We start from the raw sequence: 23,955 nt of genomic DNA, 5'->3' as shown, positions 1-23,955 counted from the left end.
CTTTAGAGACTGTTCAGGACATTAATACCGGGTATAAGTTATTGGCTTAAAAGTAAAAACGTCCTGTTAAGTGTCCCTCTGACCAAGCTTCTTATTCGAGCTCTGCCATCAGTTTTACCAAGTGTTCGACGGCTTTCTGCTCGTCTTCACCTTCAGCGGAAAGGGTAACAACAGTACCCTGAGTCAGACCCAAAGTTTGTAGTTTAAACAGGCTTTTAGCACTGGCACTTTTCCCGTTAGAGGTCACGGTAATGTCTGAAGTGAAACCTTTTGCTTCTTTCACAAATTGTGCAGCAGGGCGAGTATGCAGACCATTTGGAGCAGTAATAGTAACTTCTTGCTGGAACATTGATGTTTCCCCAACTTAATTTAAAGTAACGTTGTGGGGCTAAAGCTTAGCTTATAGGCCTTGCTTTAGCCTGTGAGATTAGCGCCTGAATATTGTTCAGGGATAAACTCCGATGCAACCGAAAAAGTAAAAATTCGCACACCGTGATCAATCTTCAGACCCGATGCAAAATCTTTTCTGATTCATTTCCATTATGCCGCCATTTACTATGCTGTAACAAATCAGTAAAACGATTCAGCTAAAAGCAATTGTAACGGTGATTAATTTTACGCATCGAAATAATTGATGGGTTAAATACTAAACCTTGCTGCTAAAATCAATCACGAAGTGCACTAAACTTTGATGCAGACCACAAAAAAGCACCTATAAAGGTGCTTTTTTGTTCATTTGAGGCGGGGTGGCATTATTGTTGCAATTCTTTTTCTGTAAACAAATCTGCAAACAATGCGGTACTTAAATAGCGTTCGCCGGAAGAAGGCAGAATCACCACGATAGTCTTGTCAGCGTACTCTGGATCCTCCAAAAGTTTCACCGCGGCAGCAACGGCCGCACCGGAAGAAATACCGGCCAGAATGCCTTCTTCTTCCATCAGGCGACGTGCGTAGGAAATGGAGTCGTCATTGGAAATCAGCTCGACGCGGTCCAGCAATTCCAAGTCCAGGTTGCCTGGAATGAAACCTGCACCGATACCCTGAATCTTGTGCGGGCCCGGCTTCACTTCCTGGCCTGCCAGCGTTTGGGTAATAACCGGTGAATCGACTGGCTCAACGGCAACCAGTTTTACGCTGCTTTTTTTACTTTTCAGGTAACGGCCGGTACCGGTAATCGTTCCGCCCGTACCAACGCCCGCGATCAGCACGTCAACCGCGCCGTCGGTATCTTCCCAAATTTCAGGGCCAGTCGTTTTTTCGTGGATTGCCGGGTTGGCCGGGTTGCTGAACTGCTGCAAGATGAGGTAACGCTTAGGATCGCTGGCCTGAATTTCTTCAGCTTTGGCAATAGCGCCTTTCATGCCTTTTGCGCCTTCAGTCAGTACCAGATTGGCACCCAGAGCTTTCAGCAGCTTACGGCGTTCCACGCTCATGGTTTCAGGCATGGTCAGGGTCAGCTTGTATCCGCGCGCGGCGGCTACAAAGGCCAGTGCAATACCGGTATTGCCACTGGTAGGTTCAACCAGTTCGATGTCCTTGGTCAGAATGCCGCTTTTCTCGGCTTCCCAAATCATACTTGCGCCAATACGGTCTTTTACACTGAAGCTTGGATTGCGTGACTCGACTTTAGCCAGTATACGGCCATTGCCAATACGATTCAGGCGAACCAGCGGCGTATGGCCGATTGTTAATGAATTGTCATCATAGATCTTGCTCATAGCCTTTCCTACCTTGTGTCGAATTCTTTTGAGGATAATTTTATGAAATTAAGAGGAAAACGTAAAAAGCATACTTGAACGTCTCCCCTAGTGAAGTAAAGAATTAGTATATGATATGTGAATATGAAATATGTTTTGATTCTAGTACAAAACCCTTAGCGCCTGCCTGATTCGGGCAAATGAACATGGCGGTAACGGTCAACCCACATTGCGGTAGCACCACAAACGGCTACCGGCAAGATCAGCAAATTGAGCACTGGCACCAGCGTAAACACGCTGACCAATGAACCAAACTGCAGGTTATCGACCTTATGGCGGCCCATCGAGCGGCGCATATCGGCGAAGCTGACTTTGTGGTTATCGAAAGGGTAGTCGCAATACTGAATCGCCAGCATCCAGGCGCTAAAGAAAAACCATAACACCGGAGCCAGCGTTTGTCCGACGCCGGGTATAAAATGCAGTAGCAGCAGTAGCAGCGCACGTGGAATGTAGTATCCGAGCTTCTGCATCTCGCGTTTCATGATGCGCGGCAGGTCTTTCATGATGCCCCAGATACCGGCATCGGGAATAACCTTGCCGGTGAGGCGAGCTTCCAGCTGTTCCGCCAGCAGTCCACTAAAAGGTGCGGCAATCAGGTTGGCAATCGTGCTGAAAAAGAAGCTGAACACCAGTAGCACAGAAATCACGGCTATCGGCCAAATCAAATAATCCAGCCAGCGTAGCCATGCGGGCACGTGATTCATCAGGGCCGGGATCCACTGACCCATCTTGGTGAACAGCCACCAAAAAGCGCCGCCCATCAGTAAAATGTTTACCAGCAGCGGGATCACCACAAATCGGCGGATACCGGGAAGAGAGATCAACTTCCAACCCTGGGCAAAATAATGCACTCCATTGACATCAGATGACGGCATAAAAGAAATTTTCTCTCTCAATTGAATAGGCTGGGCTATCATATCGATATGATTTTGCACTGACTAGGCACTTGTTGGATGAAAAGTGTTCAAAAAGAATGCAACATTCATGTTTATTAGCATAAAACAGTGTCCAGACTTGCACTTATCAACTCAGCCAAATAGAGTTAGATAGGTGAATGTTTGCCGCGTTGGCAATGAATAATTACCTTATGGGTAAAGAACAACAGAGATAGCAATGATGCAGGACTTGCGTCTGATATTAATCGTTGTTGGTGCGATCGCCATAATAGCGTTGTTATTGCACGGTTTGTGGACCAGCCGTAAAGAACGCTCTTCGCTTTTTCGCGATCGTCCAGCTAAACGAGTGAAAAAAGAACGAGAGCAAACCCCGAGCGAAGATTTCGTTGATGGGGTGGGAGAAGTGCGCGTGCGTGCGTCCCACTCACATGACGAGCCGTCTATGGGTAGCTATGACGAAGCTGAAAGTTTTGTCCCGATGCACGCCGAACCCAAGCGCGCATCGCAGGCACCTGTGCAGCCTCAGCCTACTCAGCAGCAACCTGCGCATCAGCAGCCGGTTCAGCATGCGCCGCAGCAAAGACCCGTGCCTCCACAGGCGCCGGTTCAGCAGCCGCTGCATGACGATCCTCTGCTTGGCGGTTACTCCGCTGCCGAGCCGGTAAACGCACCGCATCACGAAGCTTACGCCGAGCCTGTTGCTCAGCCTGCTCGTGAGCATATCGCGCCGGTGCCGCCAGCTGAAATTCATGCTGACGCTGCGCCAGCCGCTCGCGCCGAACCACAGCCTTTCGCACCTGCCGAGCCTGAGCCCGAGCCGGTGAAAGAGAAACTGAAAGAAACCGTTCTGGTGCTGCACGTTGCGGCTCATCAGGGTGGGGTAATTGGCGGAGAAGTACTGCTGCAAAGCGTGCTGCAGGCCGGTTTCCAGTTTGGTGCGATGAATATTTTCCATCGCCACGTCAGTCCTGCGGGCAGCGGTCCTGTGCTGTTCAGCCTGGCTAACATGGTGAAACCGGGATCATTCGACCCTGAGAATATGTCTGATTTCTCAACGCCGGGTATTACGCTGTTTATGATGGTGCCTTGCTTCGGCGATGCTCATCAGAATTTCAAACTGTTGCTCCAGTCTGCCCAGCGTATTGCTGACGACGTTGGTGCCGTAGTTTGGGATGACGAGCGTCGTATGATCACGCCGCAGAAGCTTGAGTCCTACAAAGCGCGTATCCGTGAAGTGCTGGAAGCTACCGCCTAGTTCTTCGCTCAAGCAACAGTATGCGTTACAATCTGCCTAAATCTTACTAACCCCCGCATGTCGGGGGTTTTTTATCATTAAGATGGTGAGCCATGGCTACAATTCAACAACAAATAGACGATCTGCGCACCAAGCTGCGCCACCATGAATACCAGTATCACGTGCTGGATGCCCCCGAAGTTCCAGACGCCGAATATGACCGCCTGATGCGCGACCTGCGCGAACTCGAAGAAAAAAATCCCGATCTCGTTACCCCAGACTCTCCTACCCAACGTGTCGGCGCAGCGCCGCTTTCAGCTTTTGATCAGGTGCGCCATCAGGTACCCATGCTTTCGTTGGACAACGTGTTTGATGAAGAGAGCTTCCTGGCTTTCTATAAACGCGTCAAAGATCGTCTTAAAGTTTCTACCGAACTGACCTTCTGCTGCGAGCTGAAACTCGACGGGCTGGCGGTTAGCCTGCTGTACGAAAACGGTGAGCTGGTGCAGGCTGCGACGCGCGGCGATGGCACCACGGGTGAGAATATCACCATGAATGTGCGCACCATTCGGGCTATTCCGCTGCGTTTGACCGGTGACAATATCCCCGCTCGCCTTGAAGTTCGTGGCGAAGTATTTATGCCGCAGCCGGGGTTTGAAGCGCTAAATGAAGAGGCGCGACGTACCGGAGGTAAAGTGTTTGCCAATCCACGTAACGCCGCTGCCGGTTCACTGCGCCAGCTGGACCCGCGGATTACCGCCAAACGTCCTCTGACCTTCTTCTGCTACGGCGTTGGCGCGCTGGAGGGCGGCACACTGCCAGCCAGCCATTTCCAGCGTTTACAGCAGTTTAAGGCTTGGGGATTGCCGGTCAGCGAGCGGGTCAAAGTCTGTACCGGCAGCAGTGAAGTGTTGGCATTCTATCGTCAGGTTGAACAGGATCGCGTCCACCTCGGGTTTGATATCGACGGCGTAGTGGTAAAAATCGATTCGCTGGAAACTCAGGAAACGCTGGGCTTTGTGGCCCGAGCTCCGCGTTGGGCGACGGCGTTTAAATTCCCGGCGCAAGAGCAAATCACGCTGGTGAAAGACGTTGAATTCCAGGTCGGGCGCACAGGCGCGATAACTCCGGTTGCACGCCTGGAGCCGGTTTTGGTCGCAGGAGTCATGGTCAGCAATGCTACTTTGCACAACGCCGATGAGATTGAGCGGCTGGGATTGCGCATTGGCGACACGGTAATAGTACGCCGCGCCGGAGACGTTATTCCGCAGGTGGTTGGGGTGATTGAAGACCAGCGGCCTGAAGATGCGCGCGAAGTGGTATTCCCGACCCAATGCCCGGTATGCCATTCCGACGTCGAACGTGTCGAGGGCGAGGCTGTCGCGCGTTGCACTGGCGGACTCTTCTGTGGCGCACAGCGTAAAGAGGCGTTGAAGCATTTCGTTTCCCGTCGCGCGCTGGATGTTGACGGCATGGGCGATAAAATTATCGACCAGCTGGTGGAAAAAGAGTACGTCAAAAATCCGGCCGATTTATTCCGCTTAACAGCCGGGATCATGACCGGGCTGGATCGCATGGGGCCGAAGTCGGCGCAAAATCTGGCGGCGGCGTTGGAGAAATCCAGAGATACCACTTTTGCGCGTTTCCTTTACGCGCTGGGTATTCGTGAAGTCGGTGAAGCTACGGCGGCAAACCTGGCGGCGCACTACCGCACTATTGATGCATTGCGTGAAGCCGATGTTGAGTCCCTGAAAAAGGTGCAGGATGTCGGTGATGTGGTGGCCAAACATGTTGTCAATTTTCTCGGCGAAGATCACAACAAAGAAGTGATCGACGATCTGCTTAACTTCGTGCGCTGGCCTGCGCCGCAGGTGATTGTGGCTGAAGAAATTGACAGCCCGTTTGCCGGCAAGGTGCTGGTACTGACCGGTTCGCTATCGATTCTTTCACGCGACGAAGCCAAAGATCGCCTGACGGCACTTGGCGCGAAGGTGACTGGCAGTGTGTCGAAGAAAACCGACATGGTGATCGCCGGTGAGGCCGCGGGATCCAAGCTGGCCAAAGCGTTGGAACTGGGTATTCCGGTGATCGACGAAGAGGAAATGATCCGCCTCTTAGGCGATCCCCAAAGTACTTGAAGCGGCAGCGACTTCAATGACGTTGGGTAGTAATGAGGGCAATTTATGGAAAAAGAAAATTTAATTGAAATCGCCAACACTGTTATGCCGTTTGGCAAATATCAGGGCAGGGTACTGATCGACCTGCCGGAAGAGTATTTGTTATGGTTTGCTCGCAAGGGAGAATTCCCCGAGGGCAAGCTTGGCATGCTGATGGAAATGGCGCTGGCGATAAAAATTGAGGGACTACAGGATTTACTGACACCCCTGAGGCGCGGCGGCAACAACCCGCACAGCGAATAAACGTTGGGTATTGATTAAACCGTAGTCATTCCACGAAAAAGCCGATCAGTTTAATGATCGGCTTTTTTAATTTGAATCAGAGAGTTAATTCAATTTAGCCTGAACTTTCGCGCCACCTTCAGCCTGCTGTGCTTCATCGTTTTGCAACTTCAGCTGCTTATTGTGATAGCGCTTTGCCAGCACGGCGCAGATCATCAGCTGTACCTGATGGAAAATCATCAGCGGCAGCACCATCATGCCAATCGCACTTACCGGGAACAGAATATTTGCCAGCGGAATACCGTTAGCCAGGCTTTTCTTTGAACCGCAGAACACGATGGTGATTTCATCTGCTTTCGAGAAGCCCATCCAGCGCGCCATGTAGGTGTTAAAGATGATGACAATCGCCACCAAAATGATGCAGACGATCACGATAAACGCGAAGGTACCCAGCCCAACTTTATGCCAGATACCCTGAGTGACCGCTTCGCTGAACGCAGTGTAAACCACCAGCAAAATCGAGGTTCTGTCGGTTTTGCCGATCATCTTCTTGTGTTTATCCACGAATTTGCCAATAACCGGACGCAGCAGGTGACCCGCCAGGAAAGGAACCAGCAGTTGCAGGATGATGTGCCACATCTGCTCCAGGCCGTTACCTGTGTCGCCCTGAACGTGCATCAATACGCTGACCAGCAGAGGCGAAACGAAAATCCCCAACAGGCTTGAAGCCGATGCGCTGCACACCGCTGCCGCCACATTGCCCCCGGCCATCGAGGTAAAGGCGATTGCAGACTGAACCGTCGCGGGCAAGACACAGAGGTACAGGAAGCCAGAATATATCTGCGGGCTGACGTCAACCGGATGCCACCACTGGAACAGCAGGCCCAGAATTGGGAACAAAATAAAGGTGCTGAACATCACCCAAAGATGCAGACGCCAGTTGTTACTGCCTTCAAGGATCGCCGCGCGCGATAGCTTGGCGCCGTGCATAAAGAACAGGAGGCCGATGGCGAAAATCGTCAGGTCATTGAAGGCAGTGATATAAATACCTCGTGCCGGGACGAACGTCGCCAGCAACACGGTAGCGACCAACATCAGGGTAAAGGTATCAGGCAAAAAACGCAGGGCTTTCATAGCTGTCTCAATAATTTGTAAGTAATAGCGCTATTTTGACTGTTTCAGTTAAAATTATAAAATTGATTTATCTAATCCATTAATGAATCCGATTCATGAATTATTCTCTCAAGCAACTCAAGGTTTTTATCGCCGTGGCGCGTTATGGCAGCTTTAGCCGTACCGGCGAGGTGATAGGCCTCAGCCAGTCAGGTATAAGTCATAGTATCAAAGAGTTGGAGAGTGAGATGGGCGTGCGGCTGCTCGACCGAACCACCCGTGAGGTGGCGCTAACCGATGCCGGACGTCGTCTCGCAAACCGTGTCGAACCCTTGCTGGATGAACTGCATGCAATGCTGCTCGATACCCGCAGCTTCGGCACAGAGCAAAACGGACGAGTGAGGATTGCCTCCAGCCAAACAATTTCAGCTCATCTGATGCCGCAGTGTATCGCCAGCAGCGCCGATATTTTCCCTGATATTCAGATTTTACTCAGGGATCAATCACAACAGCTGGTGCTGAACAGCGTGCGCAATGCCGAGGTGGATTTTGGCATCGTGATCGACCCCGGTTACAGCAACGATCTGGACACCGAGGTGATTCTGCACGAACCTTTCCTGCTGCTGTGCCATCAAGACAACCCGTTTGCGGCGATGGAGGCGGTGCCGTGGACCAGTCTGGACGATGCGCGACTGGTCCTGCAAGATTACTCTTCCGGTAGCCGCCAGCTTATCGACAAGGCGCTGGCAGATTTCTCTGTAAAAACTCTCGTCGTGCAGGAAATAGGTCATCCAGCGACACTGTTTCCGATGGTCGAAGCAGGTATCGGCATTAGCGTTCTGCCCGCGCTGGCGCTGCCCCTTCCTTCTGGCAGCAAGTTGGTGATCCGCCCGCTGGTGCCCGAGGTGAATCGAGCGTTGATGCTGGTGAAACGTAAAAATCGCTCATTGACGCCCGCCGCCCTGGCCATTTGGGAGGTCGTCAAACAGCAGGCGCAGCTTCTTACGGAGAAGCGCAAAGTTTTTGGATTGGATTTCAAAGCTTAACCAATATCAAAGCTTGATTGCCAACTGCGGCCAGCGCTCAGTCCAGCGTTTATCACGCGCGCGCTGCTGCAAAACCTCAGGGATGCCGTGCTTTGGATTGGCGCTGATGGTAAAAGTAAACAGGCTATCAATACCCAGCGGCGCAACCAGCTCCAACTGATTGTCAGCATTGAGACGAACGCCGACGGCGGTCTCGATTTCGACCCAATAACTCATAGCATCGCAGGTCGAAGTGTAAGGTTCGCGACTGTATTTCAAATGCATTCTGGCCTGATTCTTCACCGACCAAGGCAAGTCGGGAGCGAGAGTTTCGAGCTGTTTCTCATACTGGCGATCGGTTTCAGGGCTTAAATCCTGTGAATTAAAATACACGACATCTATATCATTCAGCGGCGAATTATCGGAGCGCTGGTGCAAGCGGTCCCACACCAAATTACGGACAAATCCTGCCGCCAGGCACCAGTCTTCAAGGCCCAGCTTTTGTGCTTCATACAGTGCCCGCATGCGCAGCGCATCTTGTTTAATCCATTCAAATATTTGCTGCTGACTCATCATTACCTCCGAGTATTAAGCCATTTTTATCCTGGCAGACCTTTGCTCGTCCTTTAATAAATCGAGCCGTACCGAATAACGATAACGGGTCTGACGCACCTTTTAAGACCGGGTTATCAAGGCCGCGCGCCAAAATGAGGCAGTGGCATTCAGCCCTGAAGTTGTTTAACGATTTAAATCAGCCGTTATCCAGATAAGGCTAATTTTGCGCAGTTGGTACAGCCCTTGCAAGACCTGATGATAGGTTTGCAATGCAGTGATACATCCACTGGCAGGGGACTCGGTTATGCAGAAAACAAAAGTTGCACCGGTTTTAAAACGCACGTTAGGCAGTTTCCATTTATGGGGCATTGCCGTAGGGCTAGTCATTTCCGGTGAATATTTCGGCTGGAGCTATGGCTGGGCGCAGGCCGGAACCCTGGGCTTTCTGATTACCGCACTGGTGATTGCCGCCATGTATTGCGCGTTTATCTTCAGCTTTACCGAACTGACGACCTCAATTCCACACGCCGGTGGGCCTTTTGCCTATGCCTACCGCGCCTTCGGACCTACAGGCGGCTTTATTGCCGGTTTCGCTACATTAGTCGAATTTGTCTTCGCACCCCCCGCGATTGCGATGGCGATCGGTGCTTATCTCAACGTTCAATTCCCGGCCATTGACCCGCGATGGGTGGCCGTGGGTGCTTACATTGTCTTTATGGGGCTCAACATTATTGGTGTCAGCATCGCAGCAACCTTTGAGCTACTGGTTACGCTACTGGCTATTTTTGAGCTGCTGGTATTTATGGGCGTGGTTGCGCCCGGTTTTAGCATGGCTAATTTTACTCACCATGGCTGGGCCGGTAGCGACAGCTTCAGCCCGGCGGCATTCTCTGGCATTTTCGCCGCCATCCCGTTTGCCATCTGGTTCTTTTTAGCCATCGAAGGGGCATCGATGGCCGCTGAAGAGGCGAAAGATCCACAGACTACCATTCCCAAGGCGTTTATCGGCGGCATTCTGACTCTAACGGTGTTGGCGCTCGGTGTGATGCTGTTTGCCGGTGGCGTGGGCGACTGGAGCAAGCTTGCCAACATTAACGACCCTTTACCTCAGGCGATGAAACTGATTGTCGGCAATAACAGTGGTTGGCTGCACATGCTGGTCTGGCTAGGATTGTTTGGCCTGATCGCCTCGTTCCACGGTATTATTATGGGCTATTCACGGCAGATTTTTGCACTGGCGCGAGCCGGATATCTGCCCAAAAAACTCGCCACGGTTAACGCCCGCTTCCAGACTCCACATCTGGGGATTATTGCCGGCGGCGTAGTCGGGATCGCCGCGATTTTCTCGGATCAGCTAATTGTCATCGGCGGGCAACCTTTGACCGCCAATATTGTGACCATGTCGGTATTCGGCGCAATTGTTATGTATATCATCTCTATGGCGGCGCTGTTTAAACTGCGCCGCAGCGAGCCGAAGCTGATACGTCCTTTCCGTGCGCCGTTTTATCCTTTTGCACCGGCATTGGCGTTGGTGCTGGCGGTTGTTTGCCTCGGGGCGATGATTTACTACAACACCTTACTGTTTATGATTTTTGCCGCCATGATGCTGCTGGCCTACGCCTGGTTCAGGCTGACCCACCAGGCGCGCAGCGATGCCGATCATGATCCGCAACTTGGCAGCCTGAAACCGGCTCCGGTGAAAAGCGGTAAATAACGGGCTTTCCAGGGAGTGTTATGTTCCAGACGACATTAAGCCATCGCAGCTACCAGTTTCGTGATTTGCGCGAACTGATGGCCAAGGCGTCACCGGCGCGTTCCGGTGACTATCTTGCCGACGTCGCCGCCGACAGCGCGGAAGAGCGTATGGCGGCGAAAATGGCATTGGCCGAGGTGCCGCTAAAATTATTTCTGCAACAGATGCTGATCCCTTATGAGCAGGATGAAGTCACACGCCTTATCATCGACAGTCACGACGCCGTTGCGTTTACGACAATCTCACACCTTACCGTTGGCGACTTTCGTGACTGGCTGTTGAGTGAAACCACCGACTCGGCAGTGCTGGCTACAGTCGCCAAGGGCATTACCCCTGAAATGGCCGCGGCGGTCAGTAAACTGATGCGCAATCAGGACCTGATTCTGGTAGCCAAAAAATGCCGGGTGATTACTCGTTTTCGCAATACAATCGGCTTGCCGGGTCATATGAGCGTGCGCCTGCAGCCTAACCACCCGACCGACAACTTGCAGGGCATCGCGGCCAGCATGTTCGACGGGCTGCTTTACGGCTCGGGGGATGCGGTTATCGGCATCAATCCGGCCAGCGACAGCCTGCCGCTGCTCGAAAATCTCAATTATATGCTCGATGACGTGATCAGCCGTTTTGAGATCCCGACCCAGTCCTGCATTCTGACTCACGTTACTAACACTATTCGGCTGGTGGAACGCGGCGCACCGGTAGATTTAGTCTTTCAGTCGATTGCCGGTAGTGAAGCAGCCAACAGCGGTTTCGGCATCAATCTGGCACTGCTTGAAGAGGCGCAGCAGGCAGCGCTGAGCCTCAAACGCGGTACTTTGGGCGATAACGTCATGTATTTCGAAACCGGGCAGGGCAGCTGTCTTTCGGCCAATGCCCATTTTGGTGTCGATCAGCAAACCTGCGAGGCGCGCGCCTACGCTATTGCCCGCCGATTTTCACCTTTGCTGGTCAACACGGTGGTCGGGTTTATCGGCCCCGAATATCTGTATGACGGCAAGCAGATAATTCGCGCCGGGCTCGAGGACCATTTCTGCGGCAAACTGCTCGGCGTGCCTCTGGGTTGCGACGTCTGCTATACCAACCATGCACAAGCCGATCAGGACGATATGGACACACTCTTGACCCTGCTCGGCGCGGCGGGTTTAACCTTCCTGATTGGCGTACCGGGTGCCGATGACATCATGCTGAACTACCAGAGCACCTCCTTTCACGACGCATTATATATCCGCGAGTTGCTGGGACTAAAACATGCGCCTGAATTTGCGGCATGGCTCGAGAAAATGAAGATTATAGACGGCGACGGCAGGCTGCGTGAGACTCGCGCTTCACATCCGTTACTGAGCCAGTTGCCGCAGTTGGGAGGTCGATAATGAGCAAGGAAGGGGATAAAAATGCTCTTCAGTGCATCCCAACCCGTGGGAAACTCTGCGCCAGTTTACCGCTGCCCGTATTGCTTTGGGCCGCACGGGTGCCAGTTTGCCAACCGATGAAGTGCTGCGTTTTGGACTGGCGCATGCACAGGCTCGCGATGCGGTCCATCAACCTTTTAACAGCGAAGAGCTGGAGCCGGAGTTGCACGAGTTGGGGCTAAAAACGTTGCGTGTAGACAGCGCGGCGGCCGATCGCGCGACATACCTTTGCCGACCTGACCTGGGGCGCAAGCTTTCCCAGGATAGCCGTGAGTTTTTGCAGTCACTGCCGATTGAGGTGGCCGATTTGGTTCTGGTAGTGGCTGATGGACTCTCTTCGAAAGCTGTACACCGACAGGCTGTACCGTTGATTAAGGCACTATTGCCGTATCTCGGGCAGTTAGATCTCAAGCTGGGACCGGTGATCCTTGCCCATCAGTCGAGGGTCGCGCTGGGTGATGACATTGCTGAAATTATGAAAGCTAAAGCGGTTGCCATTCTGATTGGCGAACGGCCGGGGCTTTCATCACCGGACAGTTTGGGGATTTATATGACCTGGGGGCCGCACACACGCCGCATGGAGTCGGAGCGCAACTGTATCTCTAACGTTCGACCCGAAGGACTTGACTATCCTCAGGCAGCGTTCAAGCTCGCCTGGTTGTTGGAACAGGCATTTCACCGCCAGCTCTCAGGCGTTAATCTTAAAGATGAAAGCGATAATCCGGCATTACAGGGTCGGGTTCGGCTGGAATAAAGTCATTACGGTACTGTAAGTAATGACTAATGGTTAAAAATAAATCTAAAGAACACGACAATATTTGCAGATCATTTGACGCTTCTTAAAATATTCCTTTTAACCGGACTGTTAGTTAATAATACTTTTTGAATGGTTATCACTAGGTATCGACTAGGCCAAATGTTTTCAGGTTCCAAACCTATGGAGTTTGCAATAATTTTCTCCCCTTTTGGCCAAGGTCTTTGTAAGGCATTACTTAATGTGCTTGAAGCAAGTCCGTGCTCTCGTGAAAGAGCGGATAAGGATTTTTTGGCTTTTCTTACTGCGGCCATAATATCCTCTCTATCCCAGTCAGGTTTTGAGAATTTGATCATAGTAGGTATTCCCTTGCCTATTTAATTATATCTATTCGTTGATTTTTGAATTTAATTTATTGTAATGACTTTTTTGATAAGGGTAATTAATACGCTGAATTAATATGATAATCAACATTAATTTTAATGGATGGTGACTTTTAAAAAACGATGTAGCCATATTAAACAGGGGGGGATTATTGCAAGTGTGACGAAATCGAGTTTTTCAGATACCAAAATTACAGATGGGGGACTAGCCCCCACTATTAGCTATGCGTCATTCTTGATAAAGTAGCGATTAAAGTAATAACGAGACAGGTAAGCGGGAAATACGTTAAAAAATGCATAACCAAACTTGATTATAATTTGTACCACCGCCATTTTAATGATTTCTTCAGTGCTTAATTTTCCGTAGAAAGCGACAAGGCAGAAAACGAAACTGTCTATTATTGCCGCCGTTAGTGTACTGAAAAATATTCGGATAAATAAATATCTGGAATTAGTCATCCTTTTGATTTTGCATAGGACGTATGAATTTACATACTCTGACAAGAAGAAGGATAACGAGGAGGCGAGTACCGCTGATAATACCTGAGAGATTAGCGAGTCATAGGCATTATTCAATCCCCAACTGGGGATGATCGGCAGCATGGTTGAGATACTCAGCAGTAAAACGATAGTCAAATTTGAAAATAGCGATAGATAAATCGCACGCCTGGCCAGTTTTAACCCATAGAATTCGCTTAACAGGTCTATAACCAGAAAAGAAAAAGGATAGATAAAAGTTCCCGGCGTAACAATTAAATCGAATGATTCGATGTAAACAGGTTTTGCTGCCGAAAGGTTGCTGAAAATGTAGAAAATGCTTAATAACAGTACTAGTACTGCATAGAGCATCCACGATTTTTCATTGCGATCCTCGTACTCATAAACCGACGTTGTGTCGCTACCGCTGGAGTAAATTTTACGATAAACCGATTTTATCTCATGGATAGATAATTCATCGATTATTTCACTTTTTTCCAGTTCTTTAATGTCTATTTTCATAAACTTGCCGGATTGCGATATCAGGATGTTCGCTGAGTGATCTGCTCGATTAAAACCAAGCAATTTATATTTATTTCCCATAATTATATCGCTCTTCAATAATTTCGCCAATCATTAACAATTCCGGGGTATCCTCAAATCTGCCGTTTTTAACTGAGAACTGGTTGGTTTTTATTTCATAACACAGAGGCTGCAAGTGCCGATGTATATTGCCTCTTTTGATTATCAGTAAGTCCCCTGAATTGTATTTTTCGGGGATGTCACTCTCTAATATGATGCCTATGACATTTGGGCCATGACCAAAGTAAAATGTTAGATTTTGCTCTGAGACGAGTAAGCCTATTTTTTCATAATAAAATCTCATAGATATGCATTCAGATTGTAAAAAAAGCGGTACAGCGCAAGGGTTCATGTTGCCCGATGAAGAAACTAGGGTATCAATATGCTCCCGTTCGGCCAAATCAAGGTTTTCAATCTCTTTATAAGAAACGCCAAAGAAGTCAGAAACCTTTTGGATTGTTGATTTGTGAATATTAAGAACTCTACCATCCAAAATATTATAAATTGTTGTTCTGTTTAATCCTGTTCGATCACATAATGATACCCGAGTCTTACCACGCGAAGTTAATAAGTATTTTATGTTTTTTTGAATAACTTCTAACTTCTGTTTTTTATACACTTAGACCATCCTTGTAAATGTTAAAGCCATAGGTTGGCACATTTACAAGTGACGGGCAAAGATATTAGCTTGATATATTAAAATAGAATTTCATGGTGATGGATTATATTTATTTTCTATCAATATAACTTTTATATTTTAATAGAAGGAGTTTTGAGGAGGGAAATTGAACCGTGATGATAGGCTTTCGAATTCGAATGGAAAACTAACGGCTTGGCAAATATCTTCACAGGCTTACATCCGTGAAGATATTTGCTCTACATCTAAAAGGCAAAAAAACTCATGTCACCGGCACCATTTCTCGACCGCTATAGCGATTGCCTTGGTGCAGCTTACCAGGTCGCTTATCGATACACGTTCGTTTGGCTGGTGGGACTGTGCCGGATCGCCTGGCCCAAAGTTCACCGTTGGCGTGTTTCCCAAACCAGTCGGCAAACCAATGTCACTGTGCGCGCCAAATCCTGAGAGTGCAGGGGAGAGATCGGCCTCAATCACTGCTTGCTGAAAAGTCTGCACGAACGGATGGTCAGCCGGAATTTCGGCGCAGTCGGCATCTAAAATCCATTCGATGGTGGCCGGATGCTGGCGTAAATAGGGATCAGCCTGACAGATATTCGCCAGATGCTCCTCCACTTCCCGCTTCACGTGACCGCCGAGGCCGAACTCGTCTTTCTCGGACGGCAGATATTGCACGTCAATCACGATTTCGCCGTATCCTGCCGTTGAAGAGGCGTGCTCGCCGACTTTAAGCTGAGTCACCAGAATCATGTTCGGCATTTCCATTAGCGGGTGATTCTTTTTGGGATCGAATTGCCAGCGGCGGTTAATAATATCGATGCCGTCCATAATCTGGCGACACAGCTGCACGGCGTCTACCGGCCCGGTGCTGTACCACGAATTCGGCATCAGCTCGGCGTGACCGCCAACGCCGTTGACCAGAATTTTCCCCCACAGGATACCGTGACACAGTGGCGCAATGCGATTGGCGCTGGGTTCGGTCATGATCCCGGCATCGGCCTTGAATCCCCGGTCAACCATCGCCAGCGAACCCATGCCGCCAATTTCCTCATCGACCACGGTGGTGAAAACGACGTCGCCAGACAGGTTAATCCCCAGTTCTTGCAAAAACTCGACCGCCATCAGCATGCAGGCTACGCCGCCTTTCATATCCACTGCGCCGCGCCCAAACACTTGCTGGTCAATAACTTCTGGAGCGAAAGGGTCTGTGTTCCAGTGCGCGCGAGCGCCGGGTGGAACCACGTCAATATGGCCGGTTAGCATGATCGATTTGCCGCCACCGCTGCCTTTTAAGGTGCCGCCAAGGTTAGGGCGACCTTCAAAAGTACGGCCTTTGTTGGCCCCCGGACGGCCTTTATATTTTTCATACAATGCCGGACCATCTGGGTCCCAGAGATCGGTAGTCATGCCCAGAGACTCCAGTCGTTTTTGCAGATACAGCTGGCAGTCGCGTTCGCCTGGCCCTGCCTGTGTTGGGTCAACCAGCACAATAGAGGGGAATGACAAGATGTCACACAGCGTATCGACAATGCGCTGTGAGTTGGCTTCAATGTGCGCTGAAATCTTTTCTGAAAGAGACATTATCGGGCTCCGTTAATTTGCGAAACGCGTGATGAGAGACGGTCGGCAAGCAGTACGGCGATGAGCAGAATACCCACTACGCCAACCTGCCAGACGCTATTGATGCCAAACTGCAACATGCTGGTTTTCAACGCCACCAGCAGCAGTACGGCGGCAAAGACGCCGCTGACGCCACCCTTGCCTCCAAAAATGGCGATACCCCCCAGCAGCGCGGCGGTCAGCGATTCGAGTTCAAGATTGACGCCTGCATCAGGGCGGCCGCTGCCCAGCCAGGAAAGAGAAACAAAGCCGGCAGCACCCGCCAGAAGGCCACACAGGCTGTAGAGCAAAATGCGAACTTTATCGACCGGAATGCCGACCAGACGCGCCGAGTTTTCGTTGAAGCCCATCGCGTAAATCCAGCGACCCCAGCTGGTGTAAGACAGGATCACCGCGACAATCACAAACGCAGGAACAACCAGCGTCAAGAATGGCAGCGGAATATCGCCCAGCATGCCTCGACCCCACGGCAGCGCCCAGCCAGGTACGCCAGACTGCGCCGCGCCGTCGGTGAGGCACAGCGCCAAACCGGAGTACAGATAAAAGGTGCCGAGGGTGACAATCAGCGGATAAATACGCAGTTTGGCGACTAATAGCCCGTTCAACGCGCCGAGAAGTCCGCCGCAAAGCAGACAAACCAGCGGCAAAAGCGCCGATGGAACGCCGTATTGCAGACTCATTATGCCCACGATAGCTGACAGCGAGACATTGCCGCCCACCGAGAGATCGATACCGGCACCGCCGCACAGCACCACTAGCGCCTGTCCGAGCGAGACCAGAGCCAGCAAGGTAGCAAATTGCAAAATACTGCTCAGCGTGGAGCCAGAAAGTATCGAAGGCTGGGCGATGAGCACCACGATGGCCAACAGGATCCACAGGCTGGCAAGAATGCTCAGCACCAGGTTTCGCTGGCACCAGCGCAGCAGGCTAAAGGAGTGGGATAAGGTCACGAGGATCGCCTCCCGCTAACGGAAACCGCTTTTGGGCGCGTCAGCCACGGGTGAAATTTCAAACGACCGGCGACTACCTCGGCAATCAGCACTGCCAGCAGCAACGCGCCAGTGACTACCGTTTGCCACAAAGAAGGCACGCCGATTAACAGCAGACCGTTTTGCAGGATGCGCAGCAAAAATACCCCGAGTACCGTGCCGAGCAGGCTGCATTGTCCGCCCATAATTCCGGTGCCGCCTAAAACCACGGCGGCGATCGCTTCCAATGCCAGCGTACTGCCGACCGTCATTTCGACGTTGCGATAAGTGGCGACGTAAAAAGTAGCGGCGAGACCACAGAGTGCGCCACTGATGATAAAGGTGGCAAAACGCACGCGCGTCACCGCAATACCTGACAACCTGGCCTTGTCGGCAGAATGCCCGATAGCCAGCAGATGCGGCCCAAATGGCGTGCGGCGCAGGGCCAGCCATACCAGCAGATAAGCCAAAATGATCACCCAGGCGGTCACCGGCAAGCCAATAAAGTGGCTTTCGAGCCGCTGAGTGAGAGTGGCTGGCAGACCTGAAAGCCATTGACCGCCAAGCAGGGCAAATACCGCCGTGCGATAAACGCCGTACAGCCCTAAAGTACCGACAATTGAAGGGATCTTGCCGAGCACTACCACGCTTGCGGTAATCAACCCGGCGATAATACCAATCGCCGGACCAGCCAAGGCAGTGAGTGTCGGATCTAGCGTGGTGTTCAGCAGTTGCCCGACGACAATTGCCGCCAGCCCCATCACCACGCCGACCGAAACATCGACGCCACCCATCGCCAGCAGCAGCGTCATGCCAAGACCAATCAGCAGCAGCTCAACACTGTTGCGCAGCACGGTGGTGAGGTTGTCGGCGGTCGCAAAATAGGGCGATGCCAGGCTAAAAATAACTATCGCCAACAGGCAGACGGAGGCCAGCGTGATTTCGCGCGCGGAAAACGACATTATCGATTTTAGGGTCAATGGAATTGCCACGGCGCTGTGCTCTCCGTTGAGTCAAACTTCATGAGCCAGATCAGAAATGAAACTGATCGACATTTTTAGCCGTGAACACCGCCGGTGCGCCAAGCAGCAAAATGCCGGTTTTTGCATCGTATTTAACCGATTGGTCTAGGCCCGGAACCGTGTTTTCAGCAGAGAAAGCTTTGCCATCAATGAGTTGCTTACCGGCCCAAACGGTCAGGTAGCCGAGTTTTTCCGGGTCCCACAGCACCGTGAAGCCAAACGATCCGCTTTTCAGGTAACTGCGGGCGGTATTCGGACTGCAATATCCGCTGCCGACCACTTTGCCAATCTTGCCCGCCGTTTCGATAGCCTGAGCAACGCCAGGGCAAGTCGTCGAGGCGACCGCAATGATGCCTTTAAGATCGGGATGCGATGACATCAGATCGGTAGAGATCTGCGCCGCACGACTGGCGGTGCCACCGGCAAACTGTGGCTTAAGCAGCACGACGTGTGGATATTTTTCCTTGACGCGTTTTTGCATAAAACCGATCCACGCGTTGAGGTTAGAGGCGGTGGCTTCACCCGAGACAATACCGATGGTGGCGTGATCGCCTACGCGCTGGACCATCTGGTCAATCATGGTTTCACCCAATCCCTGGTCGGTTGCCTGAGCGACATAAACCGCACGGCCGCTGTCAGGTGCATCACTGTCACTGGTAAAAAGTTTGATGTTTTTGGCTTTCGCCTGAGCGACCACGGGAGCAATGCTCGAGGCATCGAGCACGCTGACCGAAATCGCGTTGACCCCTTGGGCTATCAGATTCTGTACAATTTGCAGCTGATCCATGGGGTTGGTATCAACCGGACCGGAATAGATAAAATCGACGCCAAAGGCCTTGGCCGCGCGCTCACCGCCGTCCTGCATCGCCTTGAAATAGGGAATACCGATGATTTGCGGCACGAATGCAACTTTCGGTTTGTCTGCGGCCCAGGTCGTTGCAGTCCCCGAGACCAGCAGGGTAGAGGCGACCAATGTTACTGCAAGCGTCTTTACTAGCTTTGAAGTCTTGAGCATAGGGTTCCACCATCGATAAAGGATTAACGCGGCTAAACAGTGACAGCATCGAACGCTCGCGCGTCGGGATGAGCGCCCGTAATTAACGAGACAATTTCTTCGGGTGTGGTTTCTGAACGACGGCGTTCGGCGATTTTCCTGCCACGGCGGAACACGACCATGCGATCGGCGACCTCAAATACGTCGGAAATGTTGTGGCTTATCAATACGACTGCGCAGCCGCGTTCGGCCAGTTTTCGGGTCAGGGACAATACCTTGCGCGTTTCGGCTACCGCCAGAGCTGCCGTGGGCTCATCCATGATAACCAGCCGTGCATTGAGATTCAGCGCGCGGCAAATCGCCACCGCTTGCCGTTGCCCGCCCGAGAGGCTGCCAACCGGGGCTTGCGGATCGCTAATGTGCGCTTCAAGTTCTTGCAGTAACTCGGCGACACGAGTTTGCATCGCCTGCTGGCGTAAAAAAGGAATGCCAAGAAAGCGGCGTTTCAACTCTCTGCCAAGGAATACGTTTTCTGCTATCGACAAATTTTCAGACAGCGCAAGTTCCTGAAAAATGGTAGCAATACCACAGTCGGCGGCTTCCTTTGGCGAGGAAAATATCACCGGCCTGCCTGCGACCAGCAATTCACCCTGCGTGGCGGGATAGGCTCCTGCCAACACTTTGGTGAAGGTCGATTTTCCGGCACCGTTATCACCCAGCAGTGCCAGCACTTCTCCGGCATAGATATCAATGTTGATATCATTGAGCGCGGTCAGTGCGCCGAAGCGTTTGCTGATATGTTTAGCCTGAATGTAGGGTTGATTCATCGCACGGCGCCCCTGATTATCATTTGGACTCTAAACGGGTGAGCCAGCTCAGGCAGTTTTTCCACAGCTGGTCATAGCCCGGCCACTCGATAAATTCTCCCGGCACCCAGTGCGGGCCGATGTCAGAGGTCCAGACCAGCGAACGACCCTCACCATAGGCACCGCTTACCAGCAGCGGATGCCCGCCTTCCTCGTCAGGAAGAGTGGCTAGCACCTCGGCACCGTCTTTAAGCAATACTTCATTAGCGCCAAGTAGCAGAGGCCATTCGCCATCAATGCCTTGCAAAATTGGATGATCTTTCGCGGCAACAATCTTGGCCGAGAATCCCTCGGGGATCTCCAGACGATCGTCATAAGGCAGGCAGGTCACAGGCAGCGCATCTTCGACCGGCGTATTGCGCCAACGAGCCTTGCCGTCGATGCCCTGGAAGGAGAAATATCCGCCAATCATCATCAGACCACCGCCTTCTGCGGTCCATTGACGTAAGAGTTTCAGGCGGTTAGGCATGGGTTTGCTGTGCATCCACACGGCAGGCGGCAGCAGCAAGGAGTTAGCGCCAATATCAGACAAAATAATCGCGTCGTATTCTTTCAGACCTTGGAGGTCAAAGGGCAGTTTCTCGACCACTTCATGAGCCGGTATGTAAGTCAGCTCAAATTCAGTATTTTCCAGCGCTTTGACCAGAGGTTCGGCACCTAAATGGAAGGTCACACTGCCAAACTGATCGAATCCTTTATAATGGGTCGCTGAACTGACCCAGCTTTCACCTAACAACAATACGCGTTTGCTCATGCTGCTCTCCTGAACGGGGCTTGCTCTTGCCCCCGGGATTTAAAAGAGGGATGCTGCGATTTAAAATGGGGGGTGGATCGTGATCGATCCTCAAATATCTCAACGGCTGATGACCCTTTGATATCAAAGTAAACCGGTTTAGTAAAGCGGTTTAGTGATTGAAATATGTGCAATGTGGCGAAATATAAGTCAATTGTATGAAGGTTAGGTGAAAGGGGATTTTTGCGACAGGATTATCTTATGGTCGAGGGGGCGGTTTTTGGAAAAACCTGCTTAAAACTTTTAAAGAAGGTGAGGGGGGATTTGGCTTAGGCCGTGCCCTCTTGCATCTCCGCGCCCTTTGGGTGTCGTTGCCTGTACGGCACCAGACGATGAGTTCGTTTCAGTTGCCACCGAGTGTGGCGTTGGTCGCGCCGCTGCGCGGTCCCTTCGTTCGTTCGAAAGCCAAAAGCGTCTTTCTCCCTCCCTCAGCGCCGCCCCGAGGCCGCCAATCAGGGCTATTGAAGAAAAATCGGCAACCTAAGCTGAGGTCCAAAAACTTTCCATCCGGCATAAAGTCAAAAATCCATCGCCCTTACCCGTTATTTTTCCTTTGCCGTTGTGAGTTTTATTTAAAAAAGGAGGGAGCGGTTTTCCCTAGGGGCTAATATTGGCGCACTCCGTGACGGCGCTGAATGAGAGGAGGGAGACGTTTTTGGCTCCTGACCGAGCGAAGGAATGGCGGAGCCACGCGGCAACGCGCCACACAGAGGAGTGACTGTAAAGAGCTACAAACTTGAGAACCGTTTTATTCAACGGCGACAAGGGCCCGGGATTCTTAAGGGTGGCGGCCCAAGGGCCACCCTTGAGGCGGTCTGGGCCGCAGCCCAGTAAGCGAAGCGCATGAAGTTGAATTTGAAGTTAAGCCATGCGCAGCATTAAGCGTAGCGTTGGACGCGAGCAACTTTCAAGGCCATCAAACTCCGAGCATTTTTTCCGGTTCAATAATTTCAATGGATATTTAACCGGCAGTGCCGGAACCGGGCAAGAGGTCTCCAGGGCGAGCCCTCTTGCATCTCCGCGCCCTTTGGTGTCGTTTACTTGTACGGCACCAGACGATGAGTTCGTTTCAGTTACCAACGTGTGTGGCGTTGGTCGCGCCGCTGCGCGGTCCCCTCGTTCGTTCGAAAGCCAAAAACGTCTTTCTCCCTCCCTCAGCGCCGCCCCGAGGCCGCCAATCAGGGCTATTAAAGAAAAATCGGCAACCTGACCTTAGGTCCAAAAACTTTCCATCCGGCATAAAGTCAAAAATCCGTCGCCCTTACTAATTATTTTTCCTTTGCCGTTGTGAGTTTTATTTGAAAAAGGAGGGAGCGGTTTTCCCTAGGAGCTATTAATGGCGCACTCCGTGACGGCGCTGAGTGAGAGGAGGGAGACGTTTTTGGCTCCTGACCGAGCGAAGGAATGGCGGGGCCACGCGGCAACGCGCCACACACAGGAGTGACTGGAAAGAGCTACAAACTTGAGAACCGTTTTATTCAACGGCGACAAGGGCCAGGGATTCTTAAGGGTGGCGGCCCAAGGGCCACCCTTGAGGCGGTCTGGGCCGCAGCCCAGTAAGCGAAGCGCATGAAGTTGAAGTTGAATTTGAAGTTAAGCTAAAGGCCGCGCGCAGCATCAAGTGTGGCGTTGGTCGCGAGCAACTTTTAAGGCCATCAAACTCCGAGCATTTTTTCCGGTTCAATAATTTCAATGGATATTTAACCAGCCGCGCCGGAACCGGGCAAGAGGTCTCCGGGGCGAGCCCTCTTGCATCTCCGCGCCCTTTGGGTGTCGTTTGCCTGTACGGCACCAGACGATGAGTTTGTTTCAGTTGCCACCGTGTGTGGCGTTGGTCGCGCCGCTGCGCGGTCCCTTCGTTCGTTCGAAAGCCAAAAACGTCTTTCTCCCTCACTCAGCGCCGCCCCGAGGCCGCCAATCAGGGCTATTAAAGAAAAATCGGCAACCTAAGCTTAGGTCCAAAAACTTTCCATCCAGCATAAAGTCAAAAATCCATCGCCCTTACCCGTTATTTTTCCTTTGCCGTTGTGAGTTTTATTTGAAAAAGGAGGGAGCGGTTTTCCCTAGGGGCTAATATTGGCGCACTCCGTGACGGCGCTGAGTGAGAGGAGGGAGACGTTTTTGGCTCCTGACCGAGCGAAGGAATGGCGGAGCCACGCGGCAACGCGCCACACACAGGAGTAACTGGAAAGGGCTACAAACTTGAGAACCGTTTTATTCAACGGCGACAAGGGCCCGGGATTCTTAAGGGTGGCGGCCCAAGGGCCACCCTTGAGGCGGTCTGGGCCGCAGCCCAGTAAGCGAAGCGCATGCTATTGAAGTAAAATGAAATTAAAAATAGAAGGATATGACGGCATCTGCAGCTTTTGAAATGCTAAAATTTTTAGTGGCGCTGAAACGCAAAAAACGCCCGTTAGGCGCTTTTTTCTTACTAAGTGGTGGGCCGTGCGGGATTGATTCGGCCTTCGGCCTCACCCTGCGGGCAACGCTTGCGCATTGTCGTCTCGCTTCGCTCGGCTCGAACCTGTGCGCAGCTTCTCACCCACACGGCCAGGGGAATCTGCAGCTTTTGAAATGCTAAAATTTTGAGTGGCGCTGAAACGCAAAAAACGCCCGTTAGGCGCTTTTTTCTTACTAAGTGGTGGGCCGTGCGGGATTCGAACCTGCGACCAATTGATTAAAAGTCAACTGCTCTACCAACTGAGCTAACGGCCCACT

Annotated in this window: 21 protein-coding genes, 1 tRNA gene and 1 other RNA gene; 7 read left to right on the top strand and 16 right to left on the bottom strand. The window is 51.6% G+C overall.

The features are described from left to right. Positions 1–91 precede the first annotated feature (91 nt). The 3 genes from ptsH to cysZ form a co-directional block, all read right to left on the bottom strand. A complete protein-coding gene (gene ptsH, locus SPM24T3_RS20300; RefSeq protein WP_003038086.1) occupies positions 92–349 on the bottom strand; it encodes a phosphocarrier protein Hpr in 258 nt (85 codons plus the stop codon). 403 nt (positions 350–752) lie between these two features. After that, positions 753–1,718 (bottom strand): cysteine synthase A, encoded by a 966-nt coding sequence (gene cysK, locus SPM24T3_RS20295; protein ID WP_009638695.1) that lies wholly within the window; start codon positions 1,716–1,718, stop codon positions 753–755. Positions 1,719–1,873: 155 nt separating this feature from the next. Further along, positions 1,874–2,632 carry a sulfate transporter CysZ gene (cysZ, locus tag SPM24T3_RS20290; RefSeq protein ID WP_009638694.1) on the bottom strand — a complete coding sequence of 253 codons (759 nt, stop codon included), beginning with the start codon at positions 2,630–2,632 and terminating at the stop codon, positions 1,874–1,876. A 238-nt stretch (positions 2,633–2,870) separates the two neighbouring features. Between cysZ and zipA the strand changes: the two genes are divergently transcribed. The 3 genes from zipA to SPM24T3_RS20275 all read left to right on the top strand — a co-directional run bounded on the left by zipA (position 2,871) and on the right by SPM24T3_RS20275 (position 6,307). Next, entirely contained in the window at positions 2,871–3,908 is a 1,038-nt protein-coding gene (zipA, locus tag SPM24T3_RS20285; RefSeq protein WP_009638693.1) for a cell division protein ZipA, read from the top strand. A 92-nt stretch (positions 3,909–4,000) separates the two neighbouring features. Continuing rightward, positions 4,001–6,025 carry an NAD-dependent DNA ligase LigA gene (gene ligA, locus SPM24T3_RS20280; protein WP_009638692.1) on the top strand — a complete coding sequence of 675 codons (2,025 nt, stop codon included), beginning with the start codon at positions 4,001–4,003 and terminating at the stop codon, positions 6,023–6,025. A gap of 45 nt (positions 6,026–6,070) precedes the next feature. Beyond that, a complete protein-coding gene (locus SPM24T3_RS20275) occupies positions 6,071–6,307 on the top strand; it encodes a DUF3820 family protein (protein ID WP_009638691.1) in 237 nt (78 codons plus the stop codon). An 84-nt stretch (positions 6,308–6,391) separates the two neighbouring features. Here SPM24T3_RS20275 and SPM24T3_RS20270 read toward each other — a convergent pair whose 3' ends face one another. After that, positions 6,392–7,411 (bottom strand): bile acid:sodium symporter family protein, encoded by a 1,020-nt coding sequence (locus tag SPM24T3_RS20270; protein WP_192807965.1) that lies wholly within the window; start codon positions 7,409–7,411, stop codon positions 6,392–6,394. A gap of 104 nt (positions 7,412–7,515) precedes the next feature. Here SPM24T3_RS20270 and SPM24T3_RS20265 point away from each other — a divergent pair, with 104 nt between their 5' ends. Continuing rightward, entirely contained in the window at positions 7,516–8,445 is a 930-nt protein-coding gene (locus SPM24T3_RS20265; protein WP_009638688.1) for a LysR family transcriptional regulator, read from the top strand. A 6-nt stretch (positions 8,446–8,451) separates the two neighbouring features. Here the strand turns inward: SPM24T3_RS20265 and SPM24T3_RS20260 are convergent, their stop codons facing one another. After that, positions 8,452–8,997, bottom strand: coding sequence for a nucleotidyltransferase family protein (locus tag SPM24T3_RS20260; protein ID WP_009638686.1), 546 nt, complete (start codon positions 8,995–8,997; stop codon positions 8,452–8,454). A gap of 286 nt (positions 8,998–9,283) precedes the next feature. Here SPM24T3_RS20260 and eat point away from each other — a divergent pair, with 286 nt between their 5' ends. Genes eat through eutC form a run of 3 tightly spaced genes read left to right on the top strand, consistent with a single transcriptional unit; the run spans position 9,284 to position 12,895 of the window. Further along, positions 9,284–10,693 (top strand): ethanolamine permease, encoded by a 1,410-nt coding sequence (gene eat, locus SPM24T3_RS20255; protein ID WP_009638685.1) that lies wholly within the window; start codon positions 9,284–9,286, stop codon positions 10,691–10,693. A gap of 20 nt (positions 10,694–10,713) precedes the next feature. After that, positions 10,714–12,102: an ethanolamine ammonia-lyase subunit EutB gene (locus SPM24T3_RS20250; RefSeq protein ID WP_009638684.1), complete on the top strand. Its 1,389-nt coding sequence runs from the start codon at positions 10,714–10,716 to the stop codon at positions 12,100–12,102. A 31-nt stretch (positions 12,103–12,133) separates the two neighbouring features. Continuing rightward, positions 12,134–12,895: an ethanolamine ammonia-lyase subunit EutC gene (gene eutC, locus SPM24T3_RS20245; protein ID WP_009638683.1), complete on the top strand. Its 762-nt coding sequence runs from the start codon at positions 12,134–12,136 to the stop codon at positions 12,893–12,895. 71 nt (positions 12,896–12,966) lie between these two features. Here the strand turns inward: eutC and SPM24T3_RS20240 are convergent, their stop codons facing one another. The 11 genes from SPM24T3_RS20240 to SPM24T3_RS20190 all read right to left on the bottom strand — a co-directional run bounded on the left by SPM24T3_RS20240 (position 12,967) and on the right by SPM24T3_RS20190 (position 23,952). Continuing rightward, positions 12,967–13,251: a helix-turn-helix transcriptional regulator gene (locus tag SPM24T3_RS20240; protein ID WP_009638682.1), complete on the bottom strand. Its 285-nt coding sequence runs from the start codon at positions 13,249–13,251 to the stop codon at positions 12,967–12,969. A gap of 249 nt (positions 13,252–13,500) precedes the next feature. Then, positions 13,501–14,277, bottom strand: coding sequence for a queuosine precursor transporter (locus SPM24T3_RS20235; protein WP_237713124.1), 777 nt, complete (start codon positions 14,275–14,277; stop codon positions 13,501–13,503). A 70-nt stretch (positions 14,278–14,347) separates the two neighbouring features. Further along, positions 14,348–14,956: a helix-turn-helix transcriptional regulator gene (locus SPM24T3_RS20230; protein ID WP_009638680.1), complete on the bottom strand. Its 609-nt coding sequence runs from the start codon at positions 14,954–14,956 to the stop codon at positions 14,348–14,350. A gap of 285 nt (positions 14,957–15,241) precedes the next feature. Beyond that, complete coding sequence (locus SPM24T3_RS20225; protein ID WP_009638679.1) at positions 15,242–16,555, bottom strand: M20 family metallopeptidase; 1,314 nt, start codon at positions 16,553–16,555, stop codon at positions 15,242–15,244. After that, the gene (locus tag SPM24T3_RS20220) at positions 16,555–17,544 is read right to left on the bottom strand and encodes an ABC transporter permease (protein WP_009638678.1); all 990 of its coding nucleotides are present in this window, start codon (positions 17,542–17,544) and stop codon (positions 16,555–16,557) included. Before SPM24T3_RS20220 ends, SPM24T3_RS20225 begins: the two co-directional genes overlap by 1 nt. After that, the gene (locus SPM24T3_RS20215) at positions 17,541–18,524 is read right to left on the bottom strand and encodes an ABC transporter permease (protein ID WP_009638677.1); all 984 of its coding nucleotides are present in this window, start codon (positions 18,522–18,524) and stop codon (positions 17,541–17,543) included. Before SPM24T3_RS20215 ends, SPM24T3_RS20220 begins: the two co-directional genes overlap by 4 nt. Before the next feature lie 70 nt (positions 18,525–18,594). After that, entirely contained in the window at positions 18,595–19,599 is a 1,005-nt protein-coding gene (locus tag SPM24T3_RS20210; protein ID WP_009638676.1) for an autoinducer 2 ABC transporter substrate-binding protein, read from the bottom strand. A gap of 32 nt (positions 19,600–19,631) precedes the next feature. Beyond that, positions 19,632–20,405: an ATP-binding cassette domain-containing protein gene (locus SPM24T3_RS20205; RefSeq protein ID WP_009638675.1), complete on the bottom strand. Its 774-nt coding sequence runs from the start codon at positions 20,403–20,405 to the stop codon at positions 19,632–19,634. A 19-nt stretch (positions 20,406–20,424) separates the two neighbouring features. Continuing rightward, positions 20,425–21,198 (bottom strand): glutamine amidotransferase, encoded by a 774-nt coding sequence (locus SPM24T3_RS20200; RefSeq protein ID WP_009638674.1) that lies wholly within the window; start codon positions 21,196–21,198, stop codon positions 20,425–20,427. Between the two features lie 2,475 nt (positions 21,199–23,673). Continuing rightward, positions 23,674–23,799: non-coding RNA, RtT sRNA (locus SPM24T3_RS24895), on the bottom strand. 77 nt (positions 23,800–23,876) lie between these two features. Further along, positions 23,877–23,952, bottom strand: a tRNA-Lys gene (locus SPM24T3_RS20190). Between the last annotated feature and the right edge of the window lie 3 nt (positions 23,953–23,955).

The sequence above is a fragment of the Serratia sp. M24T3 genome (assembly GCF_000257645.1).
Classification (GTDB): Bacteria; Pseudomonadota; Gammaproteobacteria; order Enterobacterales; family Enterobacteriaceae; genus Rouxiella.
Note: the sequence above shows the minus strand (reverse complement) of the source record. Positions and strands in the feature narration are given on the sequence as shown.